The sequence below is a fragment of the Pseudomonas sp. PIC25 genome (assembly GCF_002286785.1).
In the GTDB taxonomy this organism is placed as follows: domain Bacteria; phylum Pseudomonadota; class Gammaproteobacteria; order Pseudomonadales; family Pseudomonadaceae; genus Pseudomonas_M.
Genome location: NZ_MUJY01000162.1, coordinates 24,250 through 41,885, shown reverse-complemented (window position 1 = coordinate 41,885; position 17,636 = coordinate 24,250). Strand labels below are relative to the sequence as shown.

Annotated in this window: 17 protein-coding genes and 1 tRNA gene; 10 read left to right on the top strand and 8 right to left on the bottom strand. The window is 58.0% G+C overall.

Going from position 1 to position 17,636, the window contains the following annotated elements:
• Positions 1-23 precede the first annotated feature (23 nt).
• The 7 genes from rpmI (at position 24) to BZL41_RS20440 (ending at position 4,931) form a co-directional block, all read left to right on the top strand.
• Positions 24-218: a 50S ribosomal protein L35 gene (gene rpmI, locus BZL41_RS20470; RefSeq protein WP_084337668.1), complete on the top strand. Its 195-nt coding sequence runs from the start codon at positions 24-26 to the stop codon at positions 216-218.
• A gap of 26 nt (positions 219-244) precedes the next feature.
• A complete protein-coding gene (gene rplT, locus BZL41_RS20465; RefSeq protein WP_084337666.1) occupies positions 245-601 on the top strand; it encodes a 50S ribosomal protein L20 in 357 nt (118 codons plus the stop codon).
• 94 nt (positions 602-695) lie between these two features.
• Positions 696-1,712 (top strand): phenylalanine--tRNA ligase subunit alpha, encoded by a 1,017-nt coding sequence (pheS, locus tag BZL41_RS20460; RefSeq protein ID WP_095600980.1) that lies wholly within the window; start codon positions 696-698, stop codon positions 1,710-1,712.
• Positions 1,713-1,750: 38 nt separating this feature from the next.
• Entirely contained in the window at positions 1,751-4,129 is a 2,379-nt protein-coding gene (pheT, locus tag BZL41_RS20455; protein ID WP_095600979.1) for a phenylalanine--tRNA ligase subunit beta, read from the top strand.
• A gap of 3 nt (positions 4,130-4,132) precedes the next feature.
• Complete coding sequence (ihfA, locus tag BZL41_RS20450; protein WP_084337660.1) at positions 4,133-4,435, top strand: integration host factor subunit alpha; 303 nt, start codon at positions 4,133-4,135, stop codon at positions 4,433-4,435.
• Positions 4,416-4,772: a MerR family transcriptional regulator gene (locus BZL41_RS20445; protein ID WP_095600978.1), complete on the top strand. Its 357-nt coding sequence runs from the start codon at positions 4,416-4,418 to the stop codon at positions 4,770-4,772. The genes ihfA and BZL41_RS20445 overlap by 20 nt, the downstream gene beginning before the upstream one ends.
• An 82-nt stretch (positions 4,773-4,854) precedes the next feature.
• Positions 4,855-4,931: transfer RNA gene (locus BZL41_RS20440), tRNA-Pro, on the top strand.
• Between the two features lie 484 nt (positions 4,932-5,415).
• On the opposite strand, the gene BZL41_RS20435 is transcribed toward BZL41_RS20440, so the two are convergent.
• The 3 genes from BZL41_RS20435 to BZL41_RS28185 all read right to left on the bottom strand — a co-directional run bounded on the left by BZL41_RS20435 (position 5,416) and on the right by BZL41_RS28185 (position 11,083).
• Entirely contained in the window at positions 5,416-8,913 is a 3,498-nt protein-coding gene (locus BZL41_RS20435; RefSeq protein ID WP_095600977.1) for a DEAD/DEAH box helicase, read from the bottom strand.
• On the bottom strand, positions 8,900-9,682 hold the full coding sequence (locus BZL41_RS20430) for a DUF1837 domain-containing protein (RefSeq protein ID WP_033866960.1): 783 nt from the start codon (positions 9,680-9,682) through the stop codon (positions 8,900-8,902). Before BZL41_RS20430 ends, BZL41_RS20435 begins: the two co-directional genes overlap by 14 nt.
• A gap of 504 nt (positions 9,683-10,186) precedes the next feature.
• The gene (locus BZL41_RS28185; protein ID WP_143518133.1) at positions 10,187-11,083 is read right to left on the bottom strand and encodes a hypothetical protein; all 897 of its coding nucleotides are present in this window, start codon (positions 11,081-11,083) and stop codon (positions 10,187-10,189) included.
• 441 nt (positions 11,084-11,524) lie between these two features.
• Between BZL41_RS28185 and BZL41_RS20425 the strand changes: the two genes are divergently transcribed.
• On the top strand, positions 11,525-12,202 hold the full coding sequence (locus tag BZL41_RS20425; RefSeq protein ID WP_079993859.1) for an inovirus Gp2 family protein: 678 nt from the start codon (positions 11,525-11,527) through the stop codon (positions 12,200-12,202).
• A gap of 34 nt (positions 12,203-12,236) precedes the next feature.
• A complete protein-coding gene (locus BZL41_RS20420; RefSeq protein WP_025297465.1) occupies positions 12,237-12,431 on the top strand; it encodes an AlpA family transcriptional regulator in 195 nt (64 codons plus the stop codon).
• Positions 12,432-12,614: 183 nt separating this feature from the next.
• Here BZL41_RS20420 and radC read toward each other — a convergent pair whose 3' ends face one another.
• The 3 genes from radC to BZL41_RS20405 all read right to left on the bottom strand — a co-directional run bounded on the left by radC (position 12,615) and on the right by BZL41_RS20405 (position 14,718).
• Entirely contained in the window at positions 12,615-13,109 is a 495-nt protein-coding gene (radC, locus tag BZL41_RS20415) for a DNA repair protein RadC (RefSeq protein ID WP_049247413.1), read from the bottom strand.
• A 120-nt stretch (positions 13,110-13,229) separates the two neighbouring features.
• On the bottom strand, positions 13,230-13,697 hold the full coding sequence (locus BZL41_RS20410; RefSeq protein ID WP_095600976.1) for a hypothetical protein: 468 nt from the start codon (positions 13,695-13,697) through the stop codon (positions 13,230-13,232).
• Positions 13,698-13,704: 7 nt separating this feature from the next.
• Positions 13,705-14,718, bottom strand: a complete 1,014-nt coding sequence (locus BZL41_RS20405; protein ID WP_095600975.1) for a hypothetical protein — start codon at positions 14,716-14,718, stop codon at positions 13,705-13,707.
• A 174-nt stretch (positions 14,719-14,892) separates the two neighbouring features.
• Between BZL41_RS20405 and BZL41_RS20400 the strand changes: the two genes are divergently transcribed.
• The gene (locus BZL41_RS20400) at positions 14,893-15,240 is read left to right on the top strand and encodes a helix-turn-helix domain-containing protein (protein WP_033866967.1); all 348 of its coding nucleotides are present in this window, start codon (positions 14,893-14,895) and stop codon (positions 15,238-15,240) included.
• A 345-nt stretch (positions 15,241-15,585) separates the two neighbouring features.
• Here the strand turns inward: BZL41_RS20400 and BZL41_RS20395 are convergent, their stop codons facing one another.
• A complete protein-coding gene (locus BZL41_RS20395; protein WP_034017239.1) occupies positions 15,586-16,479 on the bottom strand; it encodes a hypothetical protein in 894 nt (297 codons plus the stop codon).
• Between the two features lie 92 nt (positions 16,480-16,571).
• The gene (locus BZL41_RS20390) at positions 16,572-17,576 is read right to left on the bottom strand and encodes a YqaJ viral recombinase family protein (protein WP_095600974.1); all 1,005 of its coding nucleotides are present in this window, start codon (positions 17,574-17,576) and stop codon (positions 16,572-16,574) included.
• Between the last annotated feature and the right edge of the window lie 60 nt (positions 17,577-17,636).

Sequence of the window (17,636 nt, the reverse complement as noted above, 5' to 3'; positions counted from 1 at the left end):
GACTGAATGCGGAGTATCCGAACATGCCAAAAATGAAAACCAAGAGCGGTGCTGCGAAGCGTTTCAAGAAGACCGCTTCCGGCTTCAAGCACAAGCACGCTTTCAAGAGCCACATCCTGACCAAGATGACCACCAAGCGTAAGCGTCAACTGCGCGGTTGCACTCAGGTGCACCCGTCCGACGTTGCCAAGGTGGAGCGCATGCTGCGCGTTCGTTGATCGTCAAGACTTAGAGGAATTTACTCATGGCTCGTGTTAAGCGTGGCGTCATCGCTCGTCGCCGTCACAAAAAGATTCTGAAACTCGCCAAGGGCTATTACGGTGCGCGTTCGCGCGTATTCCGCGTCGCCAAGCAGGCTGTGATCAAGGCTGGCCAGTACGCCTACCGTGACCGCCGTCAGCGCAAGCGTCAGTTCCGTGCCCTGTGGATTGCCCGTATCAACGCTGGTGCTCGTGTCAACGGTCTGTCCTACAGCCGTCTGATCGCCGGCCTGAAGAAGGCGGCCATCGAGATCGACCGTAAGGTTCTGGCCGATCTGGCAGTGAACGAAAAAGCGGCGTTTGCTGCGATTGTCGAGAAAGCGAAAGCCGTTCTGGCTTAACTCCTTGACAATCACCGGGCTCGCCCGGTGCTAAACGTCACCAATAGGGGAAGAGCCTTGTGCTCTTCCCCTATTTCGTATCTGGAGCCTGTACATGGAAAACCTGGATGCGCTGGTCACTCAAGCTCTTGAGGCCGTGCAGCACACCGACGATATCAATGCCCTGGAACAGATCCGGGTTCACTACCTTGGCAAGAAGGGCGAACTGACCCAGGTGATGAAGACCCTGGGCGACCTGCCTGCGGAAGAGCGCCCGAAAGTCGGCGCCTTGATCAATGCCGCCAAGGAGCGTGTTCTAGACGCGCTCAATCTCCGCAAGGAGTCCTTGGAGCGGGCGGCGCTGAGCGCCCGGCTTGCAGCGGAACGAATCGATGTGACTTTGCCTGGGCGGGGTCAGGTTTCCGGTGGCCTGCATCCGGTCACCCGCACGCTCGAGCGGGTGGAGCATTTCTTCACCCACATCGGCTATGGCATCGCCGAAGGCCCTGAAGTCGAAGACGACTACCACAACTTCGAGGCGCTCAATATTCCGGGGCACCACCCGGCGCGGGCGATGCACGATACTTTCTATTTCAATGCGAACATGTTGCTGCGCACCCATACCTCTCCGGTTCAGGTGCGCACCATGGAGTCCCAGCAGCCTCCGATCCGTATCGTGTGCCCGGGTCGTGTCTATCGCTGCGATTCCGATATCACCCACTCCCCGATGTTCCATCAGGTGGAAGGGCTGCTCGTCGACGAAGGCATCAGCTTCGCCGATCTCAAGGGCACCATCGAAGAGTTCCTGCGAGTCTTCTTCGAGAAGGACCTGGGCGTTCGTTTTCGTCCCTCGTTCTTCCCGTTCACCGAACCGTCCGCCGAAGTCGACATGCAGTGCGTGATGTGCAGCGGCAAGGGTTGTCGCGTTTGCAAGCAGACTGGCTGGCTGGAGGTGATGGGCTGCGGCATGGTGCACCCGAATGTGCTGCGCATGTCTGGCATCGATCCGGAGAAATATCAGGGCTTTGCCTTCGGTATGGGGGTCGAGCGCCTGGCGATGTTGCGTTATGGCGTGAATGACCTGCGCCTGTTCTTCGATAACGACCTGCGATTCCTGGCTCAATTTCGCTAGGGCGCACGACCGTAACCGATTTGCTTTAGGAGAGCAGGATGAAATTCAGTGAACAGTGGCTGCGGAGCTGGGTGAATCCGCAGGTGTCCCGTGATGAGCTCGTCGCTCGCCTATCGATGGTTGGACTTGAGGTAGACAGCGTCAGCCCGGTTGCCGGTGTGTTTTCCGGCGTGGTGGTAGGTGAGGTGGTGAGCACCGAGCAGCATCCCGATGCTGACAAACTGCGGGTTTGTCAGGTCAGTGACGGCAAAGCGCAATTCCAGGTCGTATGTGGTGCCCCGAACGTACGGCCGGGGCTCAAGGTTCCGTTCGCCATGATTGGTGCCGAACTGCCAGGCGATTTCAAGATCAAGAAGGCCAAGCTACGTGGCGTGGAGTCCAACGGCATGCTGTGCTCGGCTTCCGAGCTGCAGGTTAGTGATGATGACAGCGGGCTCTTGGAGCTGCCTACCGATGCTCCGGTGGGCGAAGACATTCGTGCCTATCTCAACCTGGATGATGCCAGCATCGAACTGGGGCTGACGCCGAACCGCGGCGATTGCCTCTCTTTGGCCGGCCTGGCTCGGGAAGTAGGTGCGATCTACGGAGTGGCCGTCACTCCGGTCGCTATCGAGCCGGTTTCCCCGACCCATGATGAGGTTCGCCCTGTCGATGTGCTGGCACCCACGGCGTGTCCGCGTTACCTCGGCCGTGTCATTCGCAATGTCGACCTGTCCAGGTCGACGCCGACCTGGATGGTAGAGCGACTGCGGCGCTCCGATATCCGCAGCATCGACGCGGTGGTGGATATCACCAACTACGTCATGCTTGAACTCGGCCAGCCGATGCACGCTTTCGATCTCGCAGAGATCAATGGTGGTATTCGCGTGCGCATGGCGGAGGAGGGCGAAAAGCTGGTCTTGCTGGATGGTCAGGAAGTAGCGCTGCGTGCTGATACCTTGGTGATCGCCGACCATCAGCGCGCCCTGGCAATGGCGGGTGTCATGGGAGGCGAGCGCAGTGGTGTCAGCGCCAAGACCCGTGATCTTTTCCTCGAAAGTGCCTTCTTCGACACTATCGCCCTTGCCGGTAAGGCGCGTTCCTATGGCCTGCATACCGACTCGTCGCACCGCTTCGAGCGCGGTGTCGACTCGCAGCTTGCCCGTCGTGCGATGGAGCGGGCGACTGCATTGATTCTGGATATCGTCGGTGGCGAGCCGGGGCCGATCATCGAGGCGGTCAGCGAGGCCGATTTGCCGCGCATGTCTGCGATTACCCTGCGTGCCGAGCGCATCAGCCAGATGCTCGGGCTGGAGCTGGATGCGGGCGATGTCGAACGCCTACTCAGTGCGCTTGGCCTAGGCGTTTCGTCCGCCGATGCTGGTGTGTGGCAGGTCGAGGTGCCGAGCCACCGCTTCGATATCAGCCTGGAAATCGATCTGATCGAAGAACTCGGTCGGCTATATGGCTACAACCGGCTACCGGTTCGCTATCCGCAGGCTCGCCTGGCGCCGAAGGCTCGTCCCGAAGCGCGGGCGGAGCTGCCTGCGCTGCGTCGTCTCCTGGTTGCTCGCGGCTACCAGGAAGCGATCACCTACAGCTTCATCGATCCTCGCTTGTTCGAGCAGTTCAACCCTGGCGTCGAACCACTGATGCTCGCCAATCCCATCTCTGCTGACATGGCTGCGATGCGTTCGTCGCTGTGGCCGGGGCTGGTCAAGGCGGTTCTGCACAACCTGAACCGACAGCAGTCGCGCGTTCGCCTGTTCGAAAGTGGTCTGCGTTTCGTGGGGCAGCTCGAAGGGCTCAAGCAGGAAGCTATGCTGGCAGGCGTCATCACTGGTGGTCGGTTGCCGGAAGCCTGGGCACATGGTCGGGAAAACGTGGATTTCTATGACCTCAAGGCTGACGTCGAGGCGCTGCTCGGTTATGCCGGCGACACTGCTGCCTTCAGCTTCCATCCGGGTGAACATCCGGCTCTGCATCCGGGCCAGACGGCACGCATCGAGCGGGATGGTCGCCTGGTCGGCTTCCTAGGGGCTATCCACCCGCAACTGGCGGCGGAACTAGGCCTGAGCCAGCCACTGTACCTTTTCGAGCTGGTGCTGTCTGAAGTGGCGCAGGGTCGTCTGCCGCAGTTCCGTGAGTTGTCACGTTTCCCCGAGGTGCGTCGCGACCTGGCCATCCTGGTGGACCGGGAGGTGGAGGCCAATGCCGTTCTCGCTTTGATTCGAGACGCGGCGGGAGAATGGCTGACTGACCTCAGGCTGTTTGACGTTTATCACGGTAAAGGCATTGATCCGCATAGAAAAAGCTTGGCCGTTGGCTTGACCTGGCAGCATCCATCGCGCACTCTTAACGACGATGAGGTGAATAACACAACGCAGAACATCCTCACCTCGCTGGAAGAAAGGTTCAACGCCACGTTAAGGAAGTAGCGTATGGGGGCTCTGACGAAAGCTGAGATGGCGGAACGTCTGTATGAAGAGCTTGGCCTGAATAAGCGGGAAGCCAAGGAATTGGTGGAGCTGTTCTTTGAGGAAATCCGGCATGCGCTGGAGCTGAACGAGCAGGTCAAGTTGTCGGGTTTTGGCAATTTCGATTTGCGCGACAAGCGCCAGCGCCCTGGTCGCAATCCCAAGACCGGGGAGGAAATCCCCATTACGGCTCGCCGGGTGGTCACCTTTCGCCCAGGGCAGAAATTGAAAGCCAGAGTCGAGGCTTATGCTGGAACCAAGTCATAACGACGAGTTACCGGCAATCCCCGGTAAGCGCTACTTCACCATTGGCGAGGTCAGTGAGCTCTGCGCCGTCAAACCCCACGTATTGAGGTATTGGGAGCAGGAATTCCCACAACTCAACCCGGTGAAGCGCCGAGGTAATCGGCGCTACTACCAACGCCAGGATGTGTTGATGATCCGGCAAATCCGGGCGCTGCTCTACGATCAAGGCTTTACTATCGGTGGAGCCCGTCAGCGCCTCTCGGGGGACGAAGCAAAGGAAGACACAACCCAATATAAGCAACTCATTCGGCAGATGATTACCGAATTGGAAGACGTATTGCTTGTATTGCGCAAATAGTTTGAAGAAACCTTCCATATTTCAGAAGCTTAGGGTATAGTGCGACCCGCTTCCGCAGTAGTAGCAAAGCGGATCGCATTGTCGGGGCGTAGCGCAGCCTGGTAGCGCACTTGCATGGGGTGCAAGGGGTCGAGTGTTCGAATCACTCCGTCCCGACCAAAAAACCCTAAAAAATCCAGTCACTTAGCGGTGACTGGATTTTTTATGCCTAGTGGTTTTGCGGTGCCTTAGATTTTTGTGCCACTTTTTGTGCCACCGGGATTTTGTGCTGCTATCGAGCGAAAGGCTGGTTTGTTATCCGCCGCCTTTATCCAGTGGTCGAAGGCACAGCTTCTCTTCTGTGCTGCCAGAGGGAGCTCCGGGTTTGTGCATCTCTACAGCATTCAGTTTCCGCTTCGTATGCGCATTGCTTGCTTCTAGTTCGATGCAGGAAGCGCTGGGCTAGGTTGCGACTGCCGATTACGGTGTCACGATACCGGCAATCGGTCAGTTTCAGAAATCGGCCGAAAGCGGTCACTCGCCAACGGTTGCTTCCGCCCCATAGCGGACATACATTGGCAGAGTATCTCATCGCATAGTCGATCCACTTAAGCCCCCCGCCCACTAACTGACCGATAGCTGCCGGCTAACTAACCTGTCCCTTTTACGCATCTGCGGGCGGCCAGCGCAGTTTTCCGCGGCCGACGCGCAAGGCTTCCACGAGCCTAGTTTTTCCCGGCAGCCGGCCCGAGAAGAGGCTGGGTTTGGGATCGACCGCCGGCTTCTTGAAGGCGGCGACTCGCTGGTAGTCCGGGGTTGCCAGCCAGGTCCGTCCGTCCCCCTCGTCGGTGACGATCCGATAGAGGCCGGCGGGCGGGGCGGCCTCGATGTCGAGCAGGCGCTTGTAGCGTTCGACCGACCACTTCTGGATACCGTCGTTGAGAGCCTCGGTTCGGAAGCGCGCCCATAGCGCGGCGGTGTCGGGCGTCGGCCAGTCGCCGGCGTCGGTGTAGGCCGTGATCTCGTCGGATTCGAGCCAGGCCCGCATTTCCGCCGGGGTGACGAAGACCGGCTCGGCGTCCTCAATGGCTACCATAGCCGCGCGCCGTGACGGCAGGCCCGCGCGGATCAGCATTGCCATCATGAATCGCGGGACGCCGGTTTCGACTGCCGCCGCTGCGCCGCCCGCCACCGTCTCCGGCGACCAGCCGAGGGACATGCGGCGGGTGCGGACGGCTTCCAACGCCCAGACCAAGCGATAGGTGAAAGCCTCTTCAACCGCGCGCATGTTCTGCGGTCCGATCTTGGATACCTCCTCGCCGGACACCCAGCTGCGCAGGATGGCCTTCCAGTTCGCCGGCAGCGCGTTCGCCTTGTCGGGGATGAAGGGCCGCATGAACAGCAGGCGTTCGCCGAGACCGCAGAGCGCGTCGACGAGTTCGTCGATGTCGCCGCTCAGCGCCGCCTCGTCTGCCCGATCGAGCAGTTCGGCCAGCTCGTCGGCCATGGCGTCGATAGTGAGACCCGCTTCGAGCCCGACGCCCATGGCGAAATGCCCGCGCCGCGCTTGCGCCGTGGTGGTCTTCCAGATGAGGTCGGCGCGCGCTTCGAACACTTTCTTGTGCAGAGGGGCGACGTCCTCACCCTCACGAGCAATCTGGCGGGCCCATAGCGAGCCCTTAAGCGCCTCGTCCAGAAGCTTGGGTAGATCGGCGCGATCGGCGTCAAGCGCTTCGATTAGGCCGAACACGGTCGCGTCGAGGCGTTCGACGAGCTGAGACAGCGGCTCCTCGTCGATGGGTTCCTCCTCGTCGTCTTCATCGGCGTCATCGGCGTCAGCGTCGTATTCCACGGCGGCTGCCAGCCGCTCGGCCACCTGGACTTCTTCGTCGGGTGATCTCCAGGCCTCGCGGGCGTTGGCGAGATATTCCCAGGCGTCGGCGCGATCCAGGACGCCCTCGCGCGCCAGGCGCTCAAGGATCTCGGTGACGATCTGGATGAGGCCGCTCTTCAGGGTTCGGGCCTTGGCGGAGGCGACCAGCCTGCGCCATTCGCGCTTTCGCCAGTCGATCTGGTCGAACATGATATGGACGATCAGCCCTTCGACGTCGACGAAGGCGCGCCCCGCGCGGCCGGCAACGTTGGCGAACTCTTCGCCTTTGATCTTCTCCCCCGCCCGATAGAGCGCGGGCACCAGCAGGACGGCGGCGTTGAGGTTGAGGCCCTGCGAGAGCGTAGGCGAGGCGACGATCACCTTCAGCACGCCCTCGGACAGGAGAATTTCCAGCTCACGCAGGAACGGGCTCGGCAGCCGGCCATGGTGGATGGCGACGCCCGCCTTCAAGCTGGCCACGGCGGGATGATCCTCGCCGAGCCATTCCTTGCCGACCTCGAGGGCGCGGGCGATCGACGCCTCGTCATCTAGCAGCGGGTCCAGATAGCCACGCTTGCAGAGGTCCACGACCTGTTTGCCGTAGCTCTCGACCCAGTTCGCCTGGGTGGAGAAGATCAAGGTGCGCTTGCCCTGGCTCGCGAACTCCCACGCCGCGAACAAAACGAGGTGCGAGTTCTTGCGTGGATAGGGCTTCGTCTCCCTCCCGAGCGCTGGTTTCTCCACGACGAACTTGTCGAGGAAGGGGCCATCGTCATCAAGGTCAAGCCGCAGCAGCGCGTCTTTGCCGCGCCAGGTGAGTGCGCCGAAGCGCTGGCGCGTGGGGCGCCAGTCGGAACGCACCGGCTCACCCGGTTCGTCGGAACGAATCCAGGCGGTGAGATCGTCGAGTTCGTCGCCGCTCGGCAGGATGGCGGAAAGACAGACGATTCGGCGTTCGGCCGCGTCCGCGCGCCTAAGCAGGCGCTGCACGAGCGTCTCGTAGCGGATTTCGCGCTCACTCGGACCGATCATGTGGCCCTCGTCGAGGACGATCAGGCCAACATCGTCGATCAGCGACGGGTCGCTTCTCAGCGCGAAGTCGAGTTTTTCGGGCGTCGCAATGATGATCTCGCGGGTGCGCAGGGCGTCTTCATCACCGGCCGAAAGACCGCTGGCGCCGTAGAGCGAGGAGACGCTGAAGCCGAGGGGCGCGAAGGTCTTCCTGAAGGACCTCTCGGTTTGAGCGGACAAGGCGCGCAGCGGTGTGACGATCAGCACCCGGCGCACCGAGGACAGGGTCATCAGTGTCGCGATCTCGGCTACCCGCGTCTTGCCCGCGCTGGTGGGCAGAGCGACAACCAAGTCGTCCCTGACGTCCGTGGAGCGCTGGGCGGCTTCGCGCTGCGAGGGCCATAGCTCTACCTCCGAGGTCTTGCGGGCATAGAGCGAGGAGATGAACAGCCGCCGCAGGTCTGGATATTTTTCCTCCGTACCCTCGGGCGGCTCGGTCGGTAGGTTCTGGTGCAAAGAGTGCTGCCACAGGTCGTCGATCAGGTGGTGACAGAGGTTCGATATCCACCACAGCGGAACATTCTCGGCGTTGCCTGCCAGGCTGACTGCCGTGGCGAGCAAGGCCCGTGCGCTTTCAATCGGCTCGGGCTCGCCCGTCTCAAGCGCGAAGTCGAAAAACGCCAGGGCCCGGCAGATCGTCGTATTGAGGATGGTCGACAGAACCTCGTCGACGTCAGGGTCTTCGCCTCGTAGCGCCTCGGCGATCTGCTCGTCGCCATGAGCCGCGTCGCCGAGCCATTCGCGAACGAAGCCGCGCAACTGGTCGAGATCTCGAAGAATCAGATGGCGGATCGCCGTTTCGCCCGGCGAGGTGTTGAGGTCGCCCGCTGTCTCGTTGAAGAGCGAATAGGCGACGGCCGAGAAGCCGGCCAGATGGTAGGCAGCGGCGGCGATGGTGCGGCGGAAACCGCGATCAGGCGCCTCGGGGTCACCGTTGCGCACTAGGGCTTCAAATGCGTTGGCGGCGCGCTCGAAGGCCTTGCTGGTCAGCTCCGAAGCGCCAGCCTGAGCGCGCAGGGCCATCGCGCCTCGGAGCAGGGCGAAGCCGTGTTCGGCGAGATCGGTTTCAATTGTCGCGCCAAGGGGCGGTGCGTTCGGTGGCAGCACGCCCTCGTCGCGCATGAGCGACCAGGCCGCGCCGCGATAGAGGAGGCGCCCAAGGATGCCGTCGACGGTCGCGGTCGTCAGGAACGCGGTCAGTTCGTCAATCGTCTCCAAGGTTTTCTGCCTCCAGGTACATATCCGCGATGAAGTCTTGGTGGTCTTCGACGTGGATGTTCACGACGTAATGGTCCCGATTGGTCCCGGTGGCGTCGAGGTCCTCCTTCAGCGAGGCGTGGGGGCCGTTGCCCGAAACTGTGAAAAGCATGTGGTCGATGCGATCGGCGCGCAGTGACTTTAGGCCGACCTCGTCGCGCAGGCTGCGACCCAGTACGTTGTCGTCAGGGTCGTTGCTCTCCAGTAGACGGTTGGCGACGAACAGCAGAGAGTCGGGCGTGCAACGACCGTTGTCGCGGTTAAGCACCTTGCGGGCGCTCGTGACCGTGGCCTTGCCGAGTACCTTGTTGCTCTTGGCTTCGCCTTTCAGAAGCCAGAGCTTCTCGCCGGCCCCATCGTATCCGGCGCCGATGAAGTCATCGCCGCGCATGGCCATGTTGCGGTCGTCCTTGTAGCGAAGTCGACGCACGGGGACGCGAAGGCCGATCTCTTCCTCGACCAGCTCGGTCGCGAGAATCTCGCCGAGATCGCCGGAGCGGCCCTTGGCCGTTTGGGGCATTTTGGCGCTGAGAATTTCACTGGCGACTTCGTATCCCAGTCGCTTCACGTCTTCGGCGATGAGTTCGAGTCGATCGTAGTGAGAGCGGATGGTCTTGGCGAGGTCATCGCGGATCTCGTCGCGGCCACCATCCTTCTCGACATAGGTCCAGTAATGCTTGCGCTTGTCCTTTTCTTTGGTGGACTTGCACCACCTCTTATACAGCCCCACGGCGTTCCCTCGATCAATCAGCCCCGATCCTGATAGCGATCATGCGCGTTGGCGAACGCACCGTGACGACTATGATTATCCAGTATGCACGCCTCGTGCAGTGTCAGAAAATATCGCGTGTTGAGGAGGGCACTATCTGAACGCAGCTGACGTCGAAATCGAAGTACCCGAGCGGAGTGACTGCTTCTGACCGGTTCCTGCCTATTACCGTCGTCAACTTTCGACCGAAAGCGGGTGCCGCGTGCCTAGCTTGTGCTACTACCGGCCTTGACCCCTTAGTCTCAGCTTGGCCAATAGCTCGGCGACGTGATCACGTCTCAGTCGTTGCCTACATACCTGAATGTGGCAAAGCATTGACGTTGCTCGTCGCCGGCCGCGATCTAAGTGCTTGATAACGTCAGCCTGGCGCTAGAACACTCTCCATGATTCGGAAGGCTGTTTTGGGCGGGCCTAAGATCAGCGACATAGTTTCAGCCTAATTACCGTGATATTTCCGGTGGAGGCTTATTCCTCAATGTGCATGATTTTTAACGCTTGCTTGAGGTAGAGGTTTTGCTCTGTTTCTAGTTTGAGTAATAGCTCTATTACTTTATTACGCTTAATGCCATGTTTCTTAGATAGCAATTTTAGTCGTGATACTGCTTTTTCCGACAGCACAAGATTCTGTTGCTTTTTTCCTTTTAGGTTTTCTCTATAGGTTTTTTGATACCAACGATTTTTTGCGTATTTTTTTATAGCTTCTAGTTCGTATTCGCTAGTCGAAACTTGATTAAAATGCTGCATCACCTCTTCGAGGCTTTTGAATGCTGTTTGTAGAGGTTGGATATGGGTGTTATTATTTTTTATCCAGTCCCATATGCATGTGGATATATAGCTTTCGTCTGCATTTAAGGCCCAGCTAAAGTGGTTATATGGGTTTCTTTTGGATTGCCATTCGTTTTTAAGATTTGTGACGATATCGTTTTTCTCAGATAGCTCTATGCTCCATGTGTCAATTGTTGCTATCAAGAAATCTTTGCTTGTAATTTTTGTTGGGGCTATTCCGTGGAGGTTTCTTGGCTTAATGTTTTTGCTTGTTAATGTCTTGTCTATTTTGTTTTTAATCCAGTCATGTTGGATTTTGTCTTCGGTTATCCAGGCTAATGCCTTTTCTTCTAAAAGCTCTCTGCAAAGGCCTGAATTAATCAATGGCAAAATGCTAGGGGCTGCCACAATCATGCTGGATATTGCTTGGTCTAAATTTGGCAGGTCTATAATTTCGCTGTTCATGGAGGAGGGTTTTTTTGATTTTAAAAAGACTAATATCCAAATTATCTCCCTTTTGCTTAGTTTAGATCTGCGAAGTCGGCTCATAAGTTCATTAATGGTTTCCTTTTTTATTCCAAAATGATCTGATTTCAATTTCTTATGCTCCTTGGGGTTATATATTTTCTTGCTTACTAGTAATATTTATAGCATTTTTCTAGACTATTTTTTTTGCTTAGCGGTCCAAAAAGGAGGCTTTTCCGCTGGTCATGCCTAGCTCTTGCTAGCCATCCTAAATCTACTCAGTGCTTGTGGATGCTAAAGGTCAAATGTGGACGCGTGAAACACCAGCCAGAGATCGCTCTGATGAGGTAGGCGGCGTCATTCATTCGGAATAAGTTCGGAGCGCTGACGCAAGATGAGTGAGATGCCGGAGCCTAGCCCAGCCTTCAGCTGCCTTAGGAGCGTGGATGTATTTTTACGTTGGTTAGTTATTATTGATTAGGTTTTATGTTTGCTGGTGTAACGAGTATATTTCAGTGTGTGTGAATATGTACTGATGAGAGAGCTCCTATGAACCCATCATAGGAGCTAATCATGTACCGCCAACCACCACCTAGCGCAGCTGAATGGCAAGGCTTTCCTGTTCAGTTAACACCCAGTGACCTTAACTCAGACTATCTGAAGAATATCTGCCTTTTACTGCTGGATGGCTTGCTCATGCATTCGCGCTGGACGGTTATTCGGTTTGACCTAAAAGCACCCAGAGGATTCATATTGCCTCAAGGGGCAATAACTGGCTTCATCGAATCACTTAAGCGCCAGCTTGAGCATGACCAGTCCATTAAGCCAGCGTTAGGGGGTAGAGCCTACGATCCGATGCTTCGCTATGTTTGGGTGCGCGAGTGGAACGACGCGAGCCAGCCGCATTATCACCTAGCACTAATGCTGAATCGCGATGCCTACTTCACCTTGGGCGATTACTCGAAATTGCATCCTGCTGGCTGCAACTATGATGAAATGCTTGCGGGTCGTATCTACAAAGCCTGGGGTGTGGCACTGGGCTTGGACTGGTTCGTCGCAAGGAGTGGGGTTCACTTCCCACAGCAGCCTGTATCGCCGTTGAAGATTCAGCATCAGCTGTTCGAGCGGCAGTATCAGTCGGTCTTCTACCGCCTGAGCTACTTCGCCAAAAAGAGGACCAAGGTGTATGGGGACGGCCAGCGAAACTTTGGCATGAGTCAGCTGAGTCGTCTTAAAACCGAACTCCCCTGAGCCATCTCATGGACTAACTACCGGAGTGCCGACCATGAGACTGATTCGACTGAAAGAAGTGATGCGACTGACCGGCCTTGGCCGCTCTACCGTCTACAAGGTCATGAAGGAGGGGAGCTTCCCTGGCTCAGTTGCTTTGGGGGGTAAGGCTGTAGCGTGGGTTGAGTCCGAGGTGCAGGAATGGATCCTGGCTCGGCTTCGGGAACGAGATGGTCAGCCATCTCTGTAGCCCTGCGAAACAACCGCGGGAATTCATCGCGTCCGTCTGCAGACGTAACGAAACCTCGGAGCTTTGGTCTCTCAAGGCAAAAAAATATCGGGCATGGATTGGCGTGGGCAGCTGCTACGCTGCCCACGCTGGATCTACTGTGCTGGTCGATATCGACGTGTGTCTTCATGGATCCGCACGGTTTCACAGGTATCCCTGTTCGGCGAGCGATACGCAGCCTTCAGCCCCCACGATAATGTGGTCGAGCGTGCGTACGCCCACCATCTCGAGTGCTTGCTTGAGCCTGCTGGTCAGGACACGGTCTGCATGGCTTGGCTCCGGATCACCGGAAGGGTGGTTATGCACCAACACTATTGCTGCTGCATTGTGTTCCAGCGCTACTTTGACGACTTCGCGGGGATAGACACTGGCACTGTCCAGGGTGCCGCGAAACAGCTCCTCAAATCGAATGACACGGTGCTTGCTGTCCAGCAGTAGCAGTGCAAATACCTCATGTTCATAGTCCTGCAGCAGGAGCTGCAGGTAGCTAAAAACCTCCTTGGGTTGATGCAAGGCCTGGCCTTTACGCAGCCGCTTGCTGGCCAGATGTTGAGCCATTTCCACGATATCGGCTTCGGTCACCGGTGCATCGGCGATGTAGGTGCCAGCGGACTCGCCGGCCTTGAATTTGGCAGTCATAGGACCTCCATACGGCTGTGTTTGTAGGGGCATAAAAAAACCGCCGGACCATCGAGTGATCTGGCGGTTTGAGGGGGATCAGCTGAACCCGTATTTCAGATCAGCTGTGTCAGTGGGGCATCAGGGCAAGCGGCCTTCGCTACACCATTGCTGCCACTCGGTGATTTGGTCGTGGATGATCGCGACTTCGTCTCCTTCATCTTGGCGATAGGCAGCGATCCAGGCATCCAGGCACGCCTCAGCATCCATCGCTGAGGGGGCTGGATCTGCTTTCATTCGACCCAGCTGAAGCAGCCGGCCCTGGAACTGATACTCAACGCAAGCATAGTTCTGGCAGTTGGTCTGGACGCTCTGCTCCCAAACGCGTTGCTCCTGCTGAATACGCTGCTTGGTCGCTTCGATGTAGTTGGGACTGTTCATGATTTTATTGAATCCCTTGTCGACAGCTCGTTTGAGCGCCGTCAGGGATTGCCGATAGCAGGTCTCAATCTCTTGAGCAGATCGCCTGGAATCACAGTAGGCATTGGCCTGGACGTTGATCGAGGTCGCCAGCAGCAATATCGGAACAAGTGCTATTAGTCGCTTCATGGGGCACCTACAGCAGCGGCGCTTTTTGGCGTAGGTCGGAATAGGTCTTCACGTTATTGCGATAGACGTCCTGCAGGCTGCCGAGCCGATTGATGTGGCCAAACCTCTTGATCTGCCCGTCGCTGTAAGTGCCTTCCAGTCCCGACCAGACGAGTTCGATTTCCTCACCCTTGACGACCCACTCAAAGACCTCGGCTACTGACTCTATGGTGGCTGCACCGTCGAACTGCTTCAGCTTGGCGGCGTGCTGGACATCCAGTTCCTCAAGCTTGGCAGCAACGGAGCTCTGCAGGTTTTCATAGAGCTCCGTTGCCCGGTTCAGGCGCTGCTGAGCGTGAGCCACCGATTCTTGCCCGCGAGCATTCTGGACTTCGCTCAGGCGAGCCCGCTCCTCAGCAATCTGGGTTTGAACTTTTTCGCGTTCAGTCGCCATGGCCCGAAGTAACTCCTGTTCGTTCTGCTTGTGTGCAGCGAACTGAGGAGAGGTTGTGTCTCGCACGTAGCTCAAGAAGTAACGCTGTGCAGCTGCCGCAACCTCTGGGCTGTCGGAATAGTTCTGAAGCGAGCGTGAGGGGGCGCTTTCGGAGAGCAGATCCTCCCGGGCCAGCAGGTCTGTGAGCCGGTCGCTGTCCAAGGTAGCAGTGTTGGCGGGCCGCGGTTTATTCAGCGCGTTATCGGCGGCTTCCACCTCCATGCGTGCCGGTTCTAGATGGACTTGGGCAGCCCGCTTTTCCAAATCGAAGCCGCTGAGCAAGTTCTCCCGGATACGTTGCTTTTCCTGTGCGTAGTACGACTCGATGCCGGTGATATGGCACTTGTACTGAACAAGTTCTCTGTTTCTGTCATCGGTGATGACGTCCCAATCGACGCTGTCGCAAATGCTTCGATTGCTGAACGCCTGGTCGACGGTGTATTGCTCGTTGATTTTCATTCGACCGTTCTTGACGGTATCGATGGCTTCGTTGCAGCCGGCCAACGCCAGGGGCAGAAGCGGCGCGAGAATGAACGTTCGCAGGTTCATGTGATCCTCGAATGCTTTGAAAATGAAAGGGAAGGTTTGAAGCGGGCTGCATCCTGCAGGGGGATTCCTGAGTGTTTAGGTTGTATATGGGCTTTAAAGGTTGAGATTCGACTTTTTGGGTCCTTCATGTCAATAAGTGGTTAGCCAACCATCCAGGGTGAGATGGGAGGCGACATGTCCGAGATTGATCAGAAGCACCTAGCCGAAGCTGTAGGTCGAGCGATTGCCAAGCAGCGCGTCCGCGTCGGTATGACGCAAGAGCATGTGGCCGAGCGGCTTGGCATTGGCAGCGAGGCGATTTCCCGCATCGAGCGGGGTATCGTCATCCCCAACATTTCTCGGTTGCTGGAGTTCGCCGCCATCTTCGAGTGCGAGGCCGCGGACTTGCTGACAGAAGCAAGCCCGCGAACTGACGATCAGGCGCAACGGATCAGCCGTATGCTGGCTACGGTCTCACCTGCGGACCGTCAGTTGATCCTGGGGCTGGTCGAGCAGTTGGCGGATCGCCTGGCAGAGGCGTAAGGGTGTCGCTAGGCTGTTGGTCGAAACGTGCACCACAGCGCAGGCAAAGGCACTCGAATTCCCCGAAGTGATAACGCTGAACGTCTTGGGCAAATTCCCAGCCCTGTGCGCATCCAGAGGTTGCGCTTTCTACGGCGCGTGTAAGCCGTTCGAGCCCCATTTGAAACGTGTCGCCGATATCGCGGTTTTGGTGCGTGTCGCTCTGCACGCGCATCTCCGAACAGCCCTCCAAGAAGCCGCCTAGCGTTCCCAGCAGTAGAGAGACGGCTTGCGCTTGCGCCTTGGTGACCACGAGCGTCGATTCGCAAATCAGGCATCGTGTTTCCATGAAGAACCTCCTGAGACTTAGGGCCTCGCTTCGCTGCTGAGCGATTCCAGCTTGGCGGCCAGGGCTGTGCGCTGTGGGGATGAAGGCTCGCTGGTGGTGGGCGCTGGTTCGGTGAGCGGGAAGAACTCATCGACAATCGCGCCGCTGTCCTCTTCGTTGTCTTCGAAGGCGCCATTGCCCAGCCCTTGCTGCGCGGCGCTATCGAGCGCGCGCTGGTCGAAGCCGGCCGCTTGGCGACCCTCATCCAATTGCTTGGCGGCCAGCAGGTTCTCCTCCACGCTCATGCCGCTACGCAGCGTGATGTCCACATAGAAGATTGGCGTGCCATGGCTTTGCCGGGTGGATTTGCCGCGCAGGCGCAGCTCCAATGCCAGGCAGGCCAGGCGATTGCCTGAGATCGCCTGGAAGTATTTCAGGCGTGCTGCGAGGGTACGGATGCTGTTGAAACCAGTGGTGCGGAACACAAAGCTGCCAAGCGGATCCTCATCGCCGATAACCACGTTCAGTCGGCCATACGGTTTGCAGGCGCCCCCTTTGGCCAGTGGGCAGGCATCTGGTGAGGGGCACGGCAGTGTCTCGATTCCATCCTGGCCAATGCGCTTGCAGGTTTCCCCATTGCCCACACAAACCGGGCGTCCGGTTTGCCGATCGAACAGGGTGTAGTCGGCGCGGAAGTTGAGCTCGGGTTCGTTGAACATCAGGCGGATCGGGATGCTGCGCAGTTTGTCCTCTTTGCCTTGGCGCAGCTGGTCGTTGAGTGGATGCAGTAACCAGCCGTCTTTTCCTTGCACCTGGGAGGTGATGGTGAATTGATCGTCTTTCTCAGGCAGACGTTTGCCGTTTCTCTCGACGACTTTGCCGATCGAGATGCGCCCAATCACTGGGGGCGTTAGAGCCAGACCTTTCAACATGGGTGTTCTCCTGGAAACGAAAAAAGGCCAGCCATGCAGCGCGAACTGCATGGACTGGCCAAGGGGGAGGGAACGGGTGGAAACAGCCGGATTCAGCCGACCAAGAAGCGCCGCGTGCCGGGCTTCAGCAGCGGATACTTGGCCTGCAAGTAAGGTTTGTCCTTGAGTAGCTGAGTGACGTCCAAGCCAATGCTATCTTTGGCCCTGCGCCAACTGACGTAACCGCTGGCGAACTCAGCCCGGCTGGCGTCACTCATGGCTTGCTGCAACATCTGCTTGAGCTCGGCTTCTCGCTTCTCCTTGTCGGCAATCGACTGGCGAACGGCTTTCAGCTCGATGAAGGCTGCGGTCAGTCCGGCATGACTGCTGAAGTCAATGACCTGGCCGTTGTCTTCCGGATAGAGGCAGCGCAGGGCCATTTCAGCGGATGCCGAGCCATCGGCCGGTGGCGGTGTGTCCGTTTCCACGTACTGCCAGAACCTGCGTTCCAGCTCGATGAGCCGCGTGATCATCTGCTCGTCACGCTCGATTCGGTGAATCTCCAGCGTCTGACCGCCGAGCAGTACAGCCACATCAGCCGCCTGCTTGCCGGTTACGGCGAGCTGGTGCATGACCTGCAGTTGGACATACTCGGGCACGCCCTCTTTCCAAAGGCGTGCTCCGTTTATGCCGGCGGTCTTGCATTCGAGGATCTGCACATCGTCAGCGCCGATCACTTCACGGTCGATGTTGGCCAACATCCAGGACATGTCCGGATCTGGATGCTGGAGCACGGCGTTGATGCGCCGCACGCGGTTCTTTGTCCGCTTGCTGTAGTGCCAGGCCACGATAGGCTCGAGTACGTTGCCCCAGTAGGCTGGGCTTTCTTCGTCATGCGGATCGGTTTTCGGCAGTTTGGTGTCGCGGCCGGTTTTCTCCAGCCACAGTTCCAGCTGCGATTTGTAGGGATTGAGGCCGACCGCTGCTGCCGCATCCGAACTGCCAATACCTTGCTTGCGGATTTGCAGCCAGTCCTCGCGCGGCAGCTCCTTGGTGCTGACCAGGCGCAAGGCAGGGCGTTTCTTGCGGGTGCTGCTGTTCAGTGAAGTTGCTTTCATGTTGCTCACCTGCAGACATAAAAACGCCCGGCCAGCACAAGGCTGACCGGGCGCGAGGGA

Coding starts and splice junctions, on each gene's coding strand:
- BZL41_RS20400 (WP_033866967.1), top strand. CDS start 14,893: ATGTCCGAGATTGATCAGAAGCACCTAGCCGAAGCTGTAGGTCGAGCG.
- BZL41_RS20395 (WP_034017239.1), bottom strand. CDS start 16,479: ATGTTGAAAGGTCTGGCTCTAACGCCCCCAGTGATTGGGCGCATCTCG.
- BZL41_RS20425 (WP_079993859.1), top strand. CDS start 11,525: ATGTACCGCCAACCACCACCTAGCGCAGCTGAATGGCAAGGCTTTCCT.
- rpmI (WP_084337668.1), top strand. CDS start 24: ATGCCAAAAATGAAAACCAAGAGCGGTGCTGCGAAGCGTTTCAAGAAG.
- pheT (WP_095600979.1), top strand. CDS start 1,751: ATGAAATTCAGTGAACAGTGGCTGCGGAGCTGGGTGAATCCGCAGGTG.
- BZL41_RS20405 (WP_095600975.1), bottom strand. CDS start 14,718: ATGAACCTGCGAACGTTCATTCTCGCGCCGCTTCTGCCCCTGGCGTTG.
- rplT (WP_084337666.1), top strand. CDS start 245: ATGGCTCGTGTTAAGCGTGGCGTCATCGCTCGTCGCCGTCACAAAAAG.
- BZL41_RS20390 (WP_095600974.1), bottom strand. CDS start 17,576: ATGAAAGCAACTTCACTGAACAGCAGCACCCGCAAGAAACGCCCTGCC.
- BZL41_RS20420 (WP_025297465.1), top strand. CDS start 12,237: ATGAGACTGATTCGACTGAAAGAAGTGATGCGACTGACCGGCCTTGGC.
- pheS (WP_095600980.1), top strand. CDS start 696: ATGGAAAACCTGGATGCGCTGGTCACTCAAGCTCTTGAGGCCGTGCAG.
- ihfA (WP_084337660.1), top strand. CDS start 4,133: ATGGGGGCTCTGACGAAAGCTGAGATGGCGGAACGTCTGTATGAAGAG.
- BZL41_RS20445 (WP_095600978.1), top strand. CDS start 4,416: ATGCTGGAACCAAGTCATAACGACGAGTTACCGGCAATCCCCGGTAAG.
- BZL41_RS20410 (WP_095600976.1), bottom strand. CDS start 13,697: ATGAAGCGACTAATAGCACTTGTTCCGATATTGCTGCTGGCGACCTCG.
- radC (WP_049247413.1), bottom strand. CDS start 13,109: ATGACTGCCAAATTCAAGGCCGGCGAGTCCGCTGGCACCTACATCGCC.